Genomic DNA, 14,285 nt, shown 5'->3' on the forward strand with positions numbered 1-14,285 from the left:
GAGGAACGTGCCTGCGCAAGGGGCGTGCGGTGCGCCCCTCAGACCGCTCCCGCGCCGGTCAGCGCGCGGACCTCCGTCTCGGCGTGCTTGGCCTCGTCCGGCGGCTCGGTCGAGGTGATCGTGCCGATCCACCCCGCGAGGAAGCCGAGGGGGATCGAGACGAGACCGGGGTTCTCCAACGGGAAGAGCTGGAAGTCCACGCCCGGGAACAGCGACGTCGGGCTCCCTGACACCACCGGGGAGAGCAGCACTAGGACGAGGGCCGGACCGAGCCCGCCGTAGACGGACCACACCGCGCCGCGTGTGGTGAAGTTCCGCCAGAACAGGGAGTAGAGCAGGACGGGCAGGTTCGCGGAGGCCGCCACGGCGAAGGCGAGGCCCACAAGGAATGCCACGTTCAGGTCTTTCGCGAGCAGTCCCAGAGCGATCGCGACCACGCCGATGCCGACCGCGGCGACACGGGCCACTGCGACCTCGCTGCGCGGCTTGGCGTCGGGGCGGCGCCAGGACGCGTACAGGTCGTGGGCCACGGAGGCCGAGGAGGCGAGCGTGATCCCGGCGACGACCGCGAGGATCGTGGCGAACGCGACGGCGGCGACGACCGCGAACAGAACCGTTCCCCCTGTCGAGTCCGGGCCGCCGCCCAGGTCGAGCGCGAGCAGCGGAACCGCCGTGTTCCCCGCCGCGTTCGACCCGCGCACAGCGTCGGATCCCACGACCGCCGCAGCGCCGAAGCCGAGGACGATGGTCATCAGGTAGAAGCTGCCGATGAGCCCGATGGACCAGATCACCGAGCGGCGCGCGGCTCGGGCCGTCGGCACGGTGTAGAAGCGCGACAGGATGTGCGGCAGGCCTGCCGTGCCCAGTACAAGGGCGAGTCCCAGGCTGATGAAGTCGAGACGTGAGGTCCAGTCACCCCCGTACTTCAGTCCCGGCGCGAGAAACGCGGCCCCGTGCCCGCTGCGCTGCGCGGCCGTACGCAGCAGCTGGTCGAAGTCACCGTGGAAACGGACCAGGACGAGCACGGTCAGGGTGATCGCCCCGCCCATGAGCAGAACGGCCTTGACGATCTGGATCCAGGTGGTGGCGCGCATCCCTCCCAACGACACGTAGATCACCATGAGTCCGCCGACACCGACGACGGTCCACGCCTGTACGGCTCCGCCGGTGCCACCGAGCAGCAGCGCGACCAGGCTGCCCGCACCCACCATCTGCGCCACCAGATAGAGAACGGACACCGTCACCGAAGAAGTTCCCGCCGCGATTCGCACCGGGCGCTCCCGCATCCTGGCCGCGACGACGTCGGCGAGCGTGAACCGGCCACAGTTACGCACGAGTTCGGCGACAAGGAACAGTACGACGAGCCAGGCCACGAGGAACCCGACCGAGTAGAGCAGGCCGTCGTAGCCGAAGAGCGCGATGAGGCCCGAGATGCCGAGGAAGGATGCGGCCGACATGTAGTCGCCCGCGATGGCGAAACCGTTCTCCATGGGGGAGAAGAGCCGGCCGCCCGCGTAGAACTCCTCCGCCGATCCGTGTCTGTTGCGGCTCACCCACGTGGTGATTCCCAGCGTGACGGCGACGACCGCGCTGAACAGCACCAGCGCCAGCGTCTGATGGTTCCCGGTCACCGCTGCCCACCGATCACTCGGGTCATCTCCTGGGTGTCCCAGCGCAGTTCGAGCGCCGCACGATCGCGCCGCAGGCGCGCGTGGCGCGCGTACAGCCAGGTCAGCAGGAAGGTGCTGAGGAACTGTCCGAGTCCCGCCAGCATCGCCACGTTCACCGCTCCCGCGACGGGCCTGTCCATCAGCCCGGGGGCCGTCGTCGCCGCCACGATGTACGCCAGGTACCAGGTGAAGAACACGGCGACGGCCGGGACGACGAACCTCCGGTAGCGGCTGCGCACTTCCTGGAACGCGGCACTGCGCTGCACTTCCAGGTAGATCGCGGCCGCACTCCGCTCCGGGGGCCCGGTCTGGGGAGGCACGGCCGGGGCCGGTGCCCCCGTGCCGTCCAACTCGCCCCACCCGGAGGCCAGCGCGTCGTACCAGGGATCGCCGAGAACTACGCGATCACCGGGCCGGGTCTGCGCCACCTCGCGCCCGTCGTGCTTCTCCACCGAACTCTCCTTGTCCGCGGGCCACCTAGGCCGCGTGCCCAAGGATGGGCAGATCGGGAAGATCCCGGACTCTTCTCACACCTGCCTTCACTCCATTAGGTGATTGCGGAGCCCGGTGGCTGAACAAGGCCGTGGCGATAGGCATACCGCACCGCCTGGGCGCGGTCCTTGAGACCGGCCTTGGCGAAGAGGTTGTTGATGTGCGTCTTCACCGTCGCGGTCGAGACGTGCAGGGCCCGCGCGATCTCCTGATTGCTCAACCCCTCGGCGATGAGCACCAGTACCTCGGCCTCGCGCGCCGTGATCCCGTCGGGCGGCTCGCTGGGGGCGGGCGTCGGCGGCGACTCCGCGAGGCGCTCAAGGAGCCGCCGCTGGATGCTCGGGGACAGCCCCGCGGCACCGGAGAGCACGTCCTCGATGGCCCGCACGATCTCGTCGCCACCCGCGTCCTTGGTCAGATATCCACGGGCGCCGGCCTTGAGCGCGGGGAACAGCGACTCGTCGTCCGCGTAGGTGGTGAGGATGACCACCTGGGTGCCGGGGTACTGGGACCGGATGCGCCGCGTCGCCTCCACGCCGTCACAGCGCGGCATACGCAGGTCCATGAGAACGACGTCCGGGGCGAGTTGGGCGACCAGCGCGACGGCCTCGTCACCGTCACCGGCCGCACCTACGACCTCGACGCCGGGCAGCAGCCCGAGCAGCATGACGATGCCTTCACGCACGACCGTCTGATCGTCGGCGACGACCACTCTCGCGTCCTTGCGTGCCGCACCGTCCGCCCGCGAACGGCCCGCGTCCACACTGCGATCCACCCCCTTCACCCCGGCGTCCGTCCTACTCACCCCCGACTTGCCCCCGCTCGCCCCCGGGTCCGTCCCACTCACAGCGGTACCTTCAGCGTCACTGCGAAACCCTCCTCGTACGGCCCAGCCTCCAGCGTGCCGCCCAGCAACTCGGCACGCTCCCTCATCCCCAACAGACCGTAGCCGGAACCACTGACAGTGAGCTCCGCGGAAGCCTCGACCGACCCCGAATCCCTTACGTAGAGGGTCACTTGGTCGGCGCCGTACTCAAGTCTGACCTGCGTCTTCGCACCGGGCGCGTGCTTGCGTACGTTCGTCAGGGCCTCCTGGGCGACTCTGCGTACGGTCTGTGACGTCTCCACGGAGAGTGGGCGCCGATCCCCCTCCACCGAGACCGTCGCGCCGTCCGTGGCCACCAGTTCGCGCAGGAAGTCCTCCAGCGGGGTCATTTCACCGCGCAGCGCCGAGAGCGCCTGGCGGGTCTCGGTGAGGCCGTCGCGGGCCATGGCGCGGGCGGCGACGACCCGCTCGTGGATCTGGTCCAGGTCCGCTCCGCGCTCGATGAGCAGGCGTGCCGCTTCGAGGTGGACGAGCTGGGCGGAGAGGCTGTGGGCGAGGACGTCATGGATCTCGCGGGCGATCCGGGCGCGCTCGGCCAGGGCGGCGGATTCCGCCTCTGCCGCCCGCGCCACTCTCTCCTGGCGGAGCAGCCGCTGGGCGTTCCCTCTTGCCTCCGCGTCCAGGCGCAGGACGTAGCCCGCCAGGCAGAGTCCGACGGTGGTGACCGCTGTCGTGAACCACGCGTCGTTGTTGAGGATCGCGAACCCGGTGAGCGCTCCGGCCGTGAGCGGAACGGCCGCGATCAGTGGAAGCCGCTCCAGGGCGGTGACGGCGCAGCCGCACCAGAGCACGAGGGCGGGCCCTCTGAATCCGGTCTGCTCCGCCAGGAACGCCGCGCCCATCAGGAGGGCGAGCAGGCCCACGGAGGGCCACAGCATGTGTTCCAACGTGGTCCGGAAGAAGGCGACAGCCGCGGCTCCGCAGGCAATGAGCATGATCGGCGCGAGGGCGAGGACCCAGCCGTGCATCCCCCGCTCGGCCACGGCGCTCCACACCAGGGCCGTGAGCGCGACTGTCCGTACAACCCGGGCGAGGAGCCGCCTCGCCCGGGTGAGCCCTTCGCGGGAGAGCGCCTCGCGTGAGGGCCAGGTGGTCCAGGCTTCGGTCGTCACACACGGTCCTTCCACAGCGGCACGCGCACGGCGTCACCGTACGCCGCGGCCTCCTGGGGTGCGGGCCGCACGGACTGCGCGCGCCAGACGAGGACTCCGGAGCGGACCAGCAGGGTGGCCGCGAGGGCGAGCATGAGCGCGGCGCTGCCCTGCTTGACGCCGAAGGCCGCGCCGGCAGCGTAGAGACCGCCCCTTATGGCCACCCCGAGGGCCCAGACGCCGCCGCTCGCCTTGGTGCTCCTGCTCCACACGGTGCCGTCCTCGGCGGTCCACAGTCGAGTGGTCCAGGCCCAGCCGGCGCCGATGGCGAGGCCGACGAGGAGTTCGAGGGCTATGAGTGCGGCCGACAGGGCCTGGTGGTGGGGATCGAGGAGGTCCGGCTCGCGTACGGCCATGACGACGAGCACGCCGGGCACGACCCACCAGCGCCTGTCCGTGGTGACCCGCTGCGCCGTGAACTGGCGGGCGACCACGAGCACGACGACGGCGATGATCACCAGCACGTTGGCGAGCCCGGACATGACGGCCTCCGATTTTCCGAGAAGTGCGAGTGCGACGTCCGACGAGGTCGAGCCACGTCGGCCAACGCATTCGAAGTTACGGAAAAGGCCGGTTCACGGGATCGGAGCTGGGGTGGATCGTGGGTGGATCAGCCGGCTCCACCCACGGGTGGAGCCGGCGTCGGGGTCACGTCAGGCGTCGATCCGGGACCGGTCGAGGGTCGCGGCCGAGCTGCTGATGAACTCCTTGCGCGGCGCCACATCCGTACCCATGAGCAGATCGAAGACCTGCTCCGCGGCGTCCAGCTCGCCGATGTTGATCCGGCGCAGCGTGCGGTGGCGCGGATCCATCGTCGTCTCGGCCAGCTGGTCGGCGTCCATCTCTCCGAGGCCCTTGTAGCGCTGGATCGAGTCCTTGTAGCGGACGCCCTTGCGCTGGAACTCCAGCAGCGTCTCGCGCAGCTCGCGGTCCGAGTACGTGTAGACGTACTTGTCCTGGCCCTTCTTCGGCTGCACCAGTTCGATGCGGTGCAGCGGCGGCACCGCGGCGAACACGCGGCCCGCCTCGATCATCGGCCGCATGTAGCGCTGGAAGAGGGTCAGAAGCAGGGTACGGATGTGCGCCCCGTCCACATCGGCGTCGACGAGCAGGATGATCTTGCCGTAGCGCGCGGCGTCGATGTCGAAGGTCCGCCCCGACCCGGCTCCTATGACCTGGATGATCGCACCGCACTCGACGTTCTTCAGCATGTCCGAGACGGACGACTTCTGGACGTTGAGGATCTTGCCCCGGATCGGCAGGAGCGCCTGGAACTCGGAGTTCCGCGCGAGCTTGGCGGTGCCGAGCGCGGAGTCTCCCTCGACGATGAAGAGCTCACTGCGCTCGACTTCGTCGCTGCGGCAGTCGGCGAGCTTGGCCGGCAGGGACGACGACTCCAGGGCCGTCTTCCTGCGCTGCGCGTCCTTGTGCTGGCGGGCCGCGATCCGCGTACGGGCTGCGGCGACGGCCTTCTCCATGACCGCGCGGGCCTGGGCCTTCGCGTCGCGCTTGGTGGACGTCAGGAACGCCTTGAGCTCCTTGGCGACGACGCCCGCGACGATCCTGTTGGCCGCCGAGGTGCCCAGGACCTCCTTGGTCTGGCCCTCGAACTGGGGCTCGGCGAGGCGGACGGTGACGACCGCCGTCAGACCTTCCAGAGCGTCGTCCTTGACGACGTCGTCCTCGGCGACGCGCAGGAGCTTCTGGGAGCGCAGCACCTCGTTCATCGTCTTGGTGAGCGAGCGCTCGAAGCCGGTCACGTGGGTGCCGCCCTTGGGGGTGGCGATGATGTTGACGAACGACCGCAAGGTCGTGTCGTAACCGGTGCCCCACCGCAGCGCCACGTCCACACCGAGCTCGCGCGTGACCTCGGTCGGCGTCATCTGACCGTGGTCGTCGAGGACGGGGACGGTCTCCTTGAAGGTGCCCTGGCCGGAGAAGCGGAGGACGTCGCAGACCGGCTTGTCAGCCGCGAGGTACTCGCAGAACTCACTGATTCCGCCATCGAAGCGGAAGGACTCCTCACCCTTGCTGCCGCCGTCGCCGAGCCCGTACTCGTCGCGCACGACGATGGTCAGGCCGGGCACGAGGAAGGCGGTCTGGCGGGCGCGCTGGTGCAGGTTCTCCAGAGAGAGCTTGGCGTCCTTGAGGAAGATCTGGCGGTCGGCCCAGTAGCGCACGCGCGTACCGCTGCGGGTCTTCGGGATCCGCTTGATCTTGCTCAGTCGCGCGGAGGGGTCGAACGTCGCATCGGGACCGGACTTGGCGAAGGCGCCGGGGACACCGCGCCGGAAGCTGATCGCGTGCGTGTTCCCACCACGGTCGACCTCGACGTCGAGCCGCGCGGAGAGCGCGTTCACCACGGAGGCGCCGACACCGTGCAGACCGCCGGAGGCCGCGTAGGAGCCGCCGCCGAACTTGCCGCCCGCGTGCAGCTTGGTCATGACGACCTCGACTCCGGAGAGTCCGGTCTTGGGCTCCACGTCCACGGGGATGCCGCGGCCGTTGTCCCGCACCTCCACGGAGGCGTCGTCGTGAAGGATGACCTCGATGTGGTCGCAGTAGCCTCCGAGGGCCTCGTCGACGGAGTTGTCGATGATTTCCCAGAGGCAGTGCATCAGGCCACGGCTGTCCGTCGACCCGATGTACATGCCAGGGCGCTTGCGTACCGCCTCGAGCCCCTCAAGGACGAGCAGGTGCCGCGCGGTGTAGTTGGAACTGTCCTTGTCCACGATGCCGCCTGCTCCGGTCAGCAGCGCTGTGGACGGCACGGACGTTTCGGCGGTCACGCAGTTCGCTCCTCGCTGAATTTCAGTTGGGACCCTTTTGGGTAAGGGGCCGGCTTCGGTCGCCGCTCAGAGGGTACCGAGGCCTGGTAGAGCCGTTGTAACGCCACCCTCGCCCTCAGCCCAGACTAGTCCAGCATCGTATGCATGTTCGATCCCTCGATGGGGTGAAGCCCACATCACGTTCCCTTCGAGGCATGAACCATTTAGGCTCCGGGCACGTCCTCATCTACAAACCGGCAAGCCAGCCGGAGAGGACCGACCTGATGAAAACGCGCGAACCCGTAAGACACGTAAGAGACGCAATACGGCACATTCGCCGCCAACCGGCAACAGACAGCCCCTCGGAAAGAAATTTTCGAGGAAAAGCCACGAGCGGGAACGTTTTCGGCCTGGTTGGATGTTGACCCTGGTACGACAGCTCGTCGAGCTAGAGAAGAGGCGACGTGACTACTGTTCTGACCCCCGCGAGCCCGCTGACGGCCGCTGACCGCTGTGACCGTTGCGGCGCCCAGGCGTACCTGCGCGTTGTCCTCATCAGCGGTGGTGAACTGCTCTTCTGCGCCCACCACGGACGCAAGTTCGAGCCGGAACTCAAGAAGATCGCCGCTGAGATACAGGACGAGACGGAGCGCCTCACCGCCGTTCCGGCAAGCGCCGAGACCGAGGAACGCTGACGCCTCGCACCACGACGAGCCAGCTCCGGCCCAGGCCGGTCCACGGGCGGTCAACCCCTGCACCACAGGGATTGACCGCCCGTCCTCGCTCAGTCCCGACTCATACCCACAGAACGCCTTGAAGGTGTCAGGTGGGCGTCGGCATGACCCGCATGGCCTCCGACACCCGGGTGTAGACACCAGGGCGCCCAGGGCGCGCACAGCCGCTCCCCCATGACACAAGCCCGATCAGGCGGCCATCCGCCACGAGCGGGCCACCGCTGTCGCCCTGACAGGCGTCCCGCCCGCCCTGCAGCTCCCCCGCGCACAGCATCGTGTCGGCGCGATACGTCCCGTCCGCGCTGCCGGGGTACGCCTCCTTGCACACCGAGTCGTTCAAGACGTGCAGACCGGCGGCGCGCAGCGTGTTGCTGTAGTCACCGGTTCCGACCGTGTCGCCCCAGCCGTAGACCTCCGCGCCGGTGCCGGCCTTGTAGGCATCGTCACCCGACTCCGCCGTGGGGATCACGTACCTCGCGGGCAGCGGCGTACCCAGGGTGATGAGCGCCACATCGCCGGAGTTGGTCGCAGGGTCGTACTTGGGGTTGACCAACATGTGCTGCACCGGGATCTCCGCCCCCGCGCTGGTCGTCAGGTCGTCACGGCCCGCGATGACCTTGAGGTCACTGACGGAGCGCAGCGGCGTACCCAGGACCTCCTCGCTCAGACAGTGAGCGGCGGTCATGACGGTGGACGGCCCGACGACGACACCTCCGCAGAACTGACCGGCCCGCGTACCGCCGAACCGGTCACGGCTGGACAGTGCGACCACCCACGGATTGTCGGCCACATGGACCGGCCGGCCACCGACGACGACACTGTCCGCCACCGATGTGGCGGGGGAAGCCAGTGGCAGCAAGAGCCCTGCTGCCAGCAGGGCAGGCGCCCGGAACTGCTTTCGGGCGAAGGGACGGATCATGCGGTGTCCTCACTCTGGGTTCTGTCGACACACCCAGCGTGAGTGAACTTCGTGCGTCATGCACACGAGCACGCCGAAGGGTCCGGCTCCCGCGAGGGGGCCGGACCCTTCGGCTACGCGCTTGTTGCCACCCGGAACGCGTCCGGGCGGTCGCGACTAGTCCAGGTAGTCGCGCAGGACCTGGGAGCGCGACGGGTGGCGCAGCTTCGACATCGTCTTGGACTCGATCTGACGGATGCGCTCACGCGTGACGCCGTAGACCTTGCCGATCTCGTCGAGCGTCTTCGGCTGGCCGTCGGTGAGGCCGAAGCGCATCGAGACGACGCCCGCCTCGCGCTCGGACAGGGTGTCGAGGACGGAGTGCAGCTGCTCCTGGAGAAGCGTGAAGCTGACCGCGTCGGCCGGCACGACCGCCTCGGAGTCCTCGATGAGGTCACCGAACTCGCTGTCGCCGTCCTCACCCAGGGGGGTGTGGAGGGAGATCGGCTCACGGCCGTACTTCTGGACCTCGATGACCTTCTCGGGGGTCATGTCGAGCTCCTTGGCCAGCTCCTCCGGGGTGGGCTCGCGGCCCAGGTCCTGGAGCATCTGGCGCTGCACGCGCGCGAGCTTGTTGATGACCTCGACCATGTGCACCGGGATACGGATGGTGCGGGCCTGGTCGGCCATGGCGCGGGTGATGGCCTGGCGGATCCACCACGTCGCGTACGTGGAGAACTTGTAGCCCTTGGTGTAGTCGAACTTCTCGACCGCGCGGATCAGACCGAGGTTGCCCTCCTGGATCAGGTCCAGGAAGAGCATTCCGCGGCCGGTGTAGCGCTTGGCCAGGGAGACCACCAGACGGAGGTTGGCCTCCAGGAGGTGGTTCTTGGCGCGGCGGCCGTCCTCGGCGATGATCTCCAGCTCGCGCTTGAGCTTCGGCGCGAGCTTGTCCGCGTTGGCCAGCTTGTCCTCGGCGAACAGGCCGGCCTCGATGCGCTTGGCGAGCTCGACCTCCTGCTCGGCGTTGAGCAGCGGGACCTTGCCGATCTGCTTCAGATAGTCCTTGACGGGGTCGGCGGTGGCGCCGGCCGCGGCGACCTGCTGCGCGGGCGCGTCGTCCTCGTCCTCGTCGGACAGGACGAAGCCCTGCGCGCCCTCCTCGCCGGGCTCGCCTTCGGCCTTGGCCGTACCGGGGGTCTCCTCGGTGACCTCGTCGTCGATCTCGTCGTCCTTCTTGGACGTCTTCCGCGTCGCGGCCTTCTTGGCGACGGTCTTCTTCGCGGCGGCCTTCTTGGCCGTCGTCTTCTTGGCTGCGGCCTTCTTGGGCTCGGCGTCCTCGGTGTCAGCCGCGGCGGACGACGACTCGGGGGTGGCCGTGGCAGCGACCTTCTTGGCCGTCACCGTCTTGGCGGCGACAGTCTTGGTGGCGGTGCGCTTGACCGGGCTCTTCGCTGCGACGCTCTTGCGGGGGCGCTTCGGCTCCGCGGCACTGACCATCAGCGTCACACCCTCTTCCTCGAGGATCTGGTTGAGGCTGCGCAGAACGTTCTTCCACTGAGTGGCCGGAATCTGGTCGGCCTCGAAGGCACGGCGCACGTCATCGCCGGCGATCTGGCCATCAGCCTTTCCCCGCTCAATGAGCGCCATGACAGAGACGGACTCGGCGATCTCCGGCGGGAGCGTACGGGATGTGCTGGCCGACACGAACAACCTCTCGGAACGATGGAAAACGGCTTCCGGCCCCGTCCTGTGAGGACTGGAGCCGACGACCGCCGACTGAGGGATGAGCCGACGGCGCGTGCGGGGGCCGGGAAGATGCACAGCGCCATGCGCGGCAGCTGTATTCCCTCCTCGGCTGTCACCTCTTAGGTCATCGCGCTGTTCCGAGGAGCGTTACGCCCAATCTGCGTGGCCCGAGTCACACCCCGTAAGCGATCAAAAACTAATGGATACGGTCAAACATGGCCACTCTTCGAGTACCCAGGCCACATCGGCGGAACCCATGGACAGCGCATGTGTGGCCGGATCGCGCCGGTTCCAACGGAACAGGCGCGATCCGACGACACACGAGCAACATGGGTGGGCACGCCCGGACCGTGCGGCGCGTCGAACACCGGGTCTCGGCGGCGGGACGCCGGAACGCCGCGAAGTCCTTCAGTGCTCGCGGGGCGCGGGGACCACACGTTCGACTTCGGGGTGGACGGTGAGCAGCTGACGCATGGCCGCCTCCGCGCCTGTGCCGTCACCCGCGGCGAGGGCGTCGGCGATCCGGGCGTGGTGCGCGACAGCCGACTCGTTCGGACGGTCGCAGCCCGTGACGGGGCCGCCGGACACCTGGAGGGCCGCCGACACGATTCCGGACAAGTGCTCCAGCATTCGGTTGCCCGCGAGCTGGATGAGCAGGGAGTGGAACTCGGCGTCGGCGCGGGCGAAGGTGATCGGGTCACCCTGCCCCAGGGCGTGGCCCATGATCTCGACCATGTCGGTGAGACGCTGCTGGACGTCGTCACGACCGTGCCCGGCCGCGAGGCGGGCGGCGAGGGGCTCGATCGTCCAGCGCAGCTCGTTCAGCTCGCGGCGCTGATCGTCACGCTGCGGACCGAAGGCGCGCCATTCGATGATGTCCGGGTCGAGCAGGTTCCAGTCACTGACGGGGCGGACGCGGGTGCCGACGTTGGGTCGGGCGCTGACCAGGCCCTTGGCCTCGAGGACGCGGAGCGACTCACGGACGACGGTGCGGGACACCTCGAATCGCTGGCCGATCTCCTCGGGGACGAGCGGGCGGTCCGCGCCGAGGTCTCCGGAAACGATCATCTGGCCGAGCTGCTGGACGAGTTGGCCGTGCAGGCCGCGGCCGCGGCTGCCGGCGGCGCGGCGCCCCATCCTGCCGAGGTCCTGGTCCGCGACGTCCCACACGGGGGCACCGACGCGGTCGGCGCCAGAGGCCTCCCCGTAGGGGTAACGGTCGAGTTCGCCCGGGCCGGCCAGGCCTGACTCGGCGGAGCGGGCGGCGGTCATCATGGTGTGCGCAAGGGTACTCACGGATCTGTTGTCGGCGCCGCCCCCAAGTCCCTTGAGGTCTTTGGTGAAAAGCACACGAAAGGGTGATCGCTTACCTCGTCGCAATTGACGCCTTATCGGATGGAAATGGGCGGTCTCCAGGGAGTTGTGGGCGAGGCCGCGCGGCTGGCACCCGACGCTCGTCACCGAACCCTGGGACGCAGCACCGTGACCAGATAAGCGCAGAGCAGAGCAGTTACCGACAACATCAGTGCGCTGCCTACGGGTTGGACGATCATCCGCAGTCCGGCCATCAAGAATCGCTCCCCTCCGAACGGCCAGTGCACCAACGCAAGATCACGAAGCCTCGCCGGAAGTCCCGCCGCGGTTCGTACAGAAGGCCCTGTCATGGCCTTCTGTACGAGCGGTACGACGATGATCGGCACCGCGAGTACGGCGGCCAGCCCGGCCGTTGTGGAGCGGAACACTCCAGAAGCCAGCACTCCCGCCCAGGCGCAACCCACCACGAGCGCGAACCAACTCACGCTGGAGGAAAGCCAGTCGGCGGGAACTTCGATGAGCACTTCTCCGTATACAAGGTGAAGCAGCATCGCGTCGGAAGCGACGACGGCGAAGGCCAGCGAGAGGGCGGTGGCCGTCGCGACGACGAGTTTGGCGCAGAGCAGTCCCAGGCGACGCGGGACGGTGCCGCCGTCGGCCGCAAGGGCGGGGTGCCGGAATTCGTCACCGAACGCGAAGGCGCCGAGCAACCCCGCGCCGAGGGCCGCGGGCGGCAGGGGCAGTGCCTGCGGCCAGGCGACCAGCAGGCGGGACTGCCCGGTGTGGCCGGCCCGTGCGAGAAGCACGGCGAGGACAGCGGAGACAGCGAGCACGGTGGCCGCGGTGAGGTATCCGGTGGCGATGCCTGTCGCCCGGCGGATCTCGTAGCGCAGCGGGCGGAGGGGGCTGCATGCCGGGCGGATGGTGATGGGGGGAGGTAGCGGGGACAGGGGCGCGGGAACGGGAACGGCGGGGGCTGTGGTGACGGGCGGGTGCGTGCCGGTGGCGGAGGTGCCGCGGCCTGGGGATGGTGCGAGTGCTTTGCGCGTGAGCTGACCGAGGCGCGGTGTCGCAGTGCGCGAGGCGGCGGGGCCCAGGTCGGCGTCGGCGAGGAGCGGGACGAAGGTGCGGGGGATGGGGAGTGTGTCCTCCTGCGTGAAGGTGCTCTCTTGGGCGGATGGGGTGGTGTGTGCTGGTGATTCCGCTAGTGCTGCGGAGGGGGTCGGTGGCGCGGTCGGCGTCGTGGCAGGTGCAGGCAGTTCCCTTGACGTCGTGGCGGGTGCGCGCGTCGCGGCGGGCGCGGGCAGCTCCGCCGGTGCTGCGGCAGGCGCAGGCAGCTCGGCCGAAGCCGGGATGGGTGACGGCAGCTCGGCCGACGTCGGGATGGGTGACGGCAGCTCGGCCGACGTCGGGATGGGTGACGGCAGCTCGGCCGGCGTCGGGGCGGGTGCGGGCGGCTCTGCCCGTTCTGCGGCAGGCGAAGGCAGCTCCGCCGACCCTGTGATGGGTGGTGACGGCAGCTCCGCCAGGGCCGACTGCTGCGTGGACACCTCCTGCGTCACGGCCGCTTCCGCGCTGACAGGCAGTTCGAGGGAGCGTTCCGCGCGAGCTGCCTCCGTGCTCGTGAGTTCCGCCCTCGACGGATTCGCACCGGCGGCTAGCTCGGTACGTACCGGGATGCTCATCGCGGGCCCGGCGTCCCCGACCTCGTCGGCGAGTTGGTGGACCAGGATGTTGTGGCGGAACGCCGTTTCTCCGATGTCCGCACAGTTACTGCCGTACACGGAGAGCCGGTTGCCTCCCTCGTTCACGACCTCCACGGAGCGTTGCTTCGCGCGCGCTTCCTTCGCCAGCAGGATGCCGAGCCGGGCGGCATACGGGCTGCGGACGACGACGCGGGGGCGCAGCCGTGTGCGGGCGAAGTCCGCGACATCCTGGTCCGCGACGAGGCGCCCCTGGTCGAGGGTGACCACACGGTCCGCCGTCCGCGCGGCCTCCTTGGCGTCATCGGTGGTGAACAGCACCGTGCCACCCAGCGACGCGTGCGCCCGGAGGATTCCGTGGAGCCACTTGCCCTCACGTGCCGAGAGTCCGTCGGCGGGACCGTCGAGGACCAGCGTGTGCGGGTCCGCGAGCAGCGCGCAGGCGAGGCCGAGACGTCGGTCCATGCCGCGCGAGAGCGTCCCGAGCCGCTGATCGCGGAGGCTGACGATGCCCACCGCTTCCAGGACTTCGTCCGCGCGGCGGACAGGCTCCCCGGCGGCTGCGCACAACATACGCAGGTGTCCCCGCACCGTGCGGGACGGATGCCCCTGGACCTCGCCGAGCAACACCCCTACTTCACGCGAGGGACAGGGGATGCGGTGCAGTGGCCGGCCCCTGAAATACGTGATTCCACGGCCGTGTTGGAGTTCGAGCATCAGCCGCACCGCCGTCGTCGTACCGGACGCGCGGGCGCCGAGCAGCGCCGTGACACGGCCCGTCGGCGCCTCGAAAGACACGTCGTCGACAGCGGGCGGGAGCTCCTGGCGGGGATTGCTGGTCAGTCCGAAGGCCTGGATCATCGCTTCTCTCGCAGGGTGTGCGACCGCTCGGCGGCCGGGACCCCTCCGTCGAGCGGGGA

11 protein-coding genes are annotated in these 14,285 nt (G+C 69.1%); 1 reads left to right on the forward strand and 10 read right to left on the reverse strand.

The window, feature by feature from the left end:
• Nucleotides 1-38: 38 nt before the first annotated feature.
• From ABZ893_RS05890 to ABZ893_RS05915, 6 genes are all read right to left on the reverse strand, one after another.
• A complete protein-coding gene (locus ABZ893_RS05890; protein ID WP_361397350.1) occupies nt 39-1,631 on the reverse strand; it encodes a cation acetate symporter in 1,593 nt (530 codons plus the stop codon).
• Nucleotides 1,628-2,122, reverse strand: coding sequence for a DUF485 domain-containing protein (locus ABZ893_RS05895; RefSeq protein WP_361397353.1), 495 nt, complete (start codon nt 2,120-2,122; stop codon nt 1,628-1,630). Before ABZ893_RS05895 ends, ABZ893_RS05890 begins: the two co-directional genes overlap by 4 nt.
• A gap of 95 nt (nt 2,123-2,217) precedes the next feature.
• Nucleotides 2,218-2,937, reverse strand: a complete 720-nt coding sequence (locus ABZ893_RS05900; RefSeq protein WP_361397357.1) for a response regulator transcription factor — start codon at nt 2,935-2,937, stop codon at nt 2,218-2,220.
• 68 nt (nt 2,938-3,005) lie between these two features.
• Entirely contained in the window at nt 3,006-4,160 is a 1,155-nt protein-coding gene (locus tag ABZ893_RS05905; protein WP_361397360.1) for a histidine kinase, read from the reverse strand.
• A complete protein-coding gene (locus ABZ893_RS05910) occupies nt 4,157-4,681 on the reverse strand; it encodes a DUF1453 domain-containing protein (protein ID WP_361397363.1) in 525 nt (174 codons plus the stop codon). The genes ABZ893_RS05905 and ABZ893_RS05910 overlap by 4 nt, the downstream gene beginning before the upstream one ends.
• Before the next feature lie 171 nt (nt 4,682-4,852).
• Nucleotides 4,853-6,988, reverse strand: a complete 2,136-nt coding sequence (locus tag ABZ893_RS05915) for a DNA topoisomerase IV subunit B (protein WP_361397366.1) — start codon at nt 6,986-6,988, stop codon at nt 4,853-4,855.
• A gap of 443 nt (nt 6,989-7,431) precedes the next feature.
• Between ABZ893_RS05915 and ABZ893_RS05920 the strand changes: the two genes are divergently transcribed.
• Complete coding sequence (locus tag ABZ893_RS05920) at nt 7,432-7,662, forward strand: hypothetical protein (protein ID WP_207826496.1); 231 nt, start codon at nt 7,432-7,434, stop codon at nt 7,660-7,662.
• A gap of 127 nt (nt 7,663-7,789) precedes the next feature.
• On the opposite strand, the gene ABZ893_RS05925 is transcribed toward ABZ893_RS05920, so the two are convergent.
• The 4 genes from ABZ893_RS05925 to ABZ893_RS05940 all read right to left on the reverse strand — a co-directional run bounded on the left by ABZ893_RS05925 (nt 7,790) and on the right by ABZ893_RS05940 (nt 14,226).
• Nucleotides 7,790-8,620, reverse strand: a complete 831-nt coding sequence (locus ABZ893_RS05925; protein ID WP_361397369.1) for a serine protease — start codon at nt 8,618-8,620, stop codon at nt 7,790-7,792.
• A gap of 156 nt (nt 8,621-8,776) precedes the next feature.
• On the reverse strand, nt 8,777-10,249 hold the full coding sequence (locus ABZ893_RS05930) for an RNA polymerase sigma factor (protein WP_361397372.1): 1,473 nt from the start codon (nt 10,247-10,249) through the stop codon (nt 8,777-8,779).
• A 507-nt stretch (nt 10,250-10,756) separates the two neighbouring features.
• Complete coding sequence (locus ABZ893_RS05935; protein ID WP_361397375.1) at nt 10,757-11,644, reverse strand: FadR/GntR family transcriptional regulator; 888 nt, start codon at nt 11,642-11,644, stop codon at nt 10,757-10,759.
• A 161-nt stretch (nt 11,645-11,805) separates the two neighbouring features.
• Entirely contained in the window at nt 11,806-14,226 is a 2,421-nt protein-coding gene (locus ABZ893_RS05940) for an ATP-binding cassette domain-containing protein (protein ID WP_361397378.1), read from the reverse strand.
• Nucleotides 14,227-14,285: the final 59 nt, after the last annotated feature.

This window comes from Streptomyces sp. NPDC046821, from assembly GCF_040645335.1.
Taxonomy (GTDB): Bacteria; Actinomycetota; Actinomycetes; order Streptomycetales; family Streptomycetaceae; genus Streptomyces.

Bases quoted from the DNA above. Each gene is read 5' to 3' on its own strand.
- ABZ893_RS05910 (WP_361397363.1), bottom strand. From the start codon at position 4,681: ATGTCCGGGCTCGCCAACGTGCTGGTGATCATCGCCGTCGTCGTGCTC.
- ABZ893_RS05925 (WP_361397369.1), bottom strand. From the start codon at position 8,620: ATGATCCGTCCCTTCGCCCGAAAGCAGTTCCGGGCGCCTGCCCTGCTG.
- ABZ893_RS05930 (WP_361397372.1), bottom strand. From the start codon at position 10,249: ATGGCGCTCATTGAGCGGGGAAAGGCTGATGGCCAGATCGCCGGCGAT.
- ABZ893_RS05940 (WP_361397378.1), bottom strand. From the start codon at position 14,226: ATGATCCAGGCCTTCGGACTGACCAGCAATCCCCGCCAGGAGCTCCCG.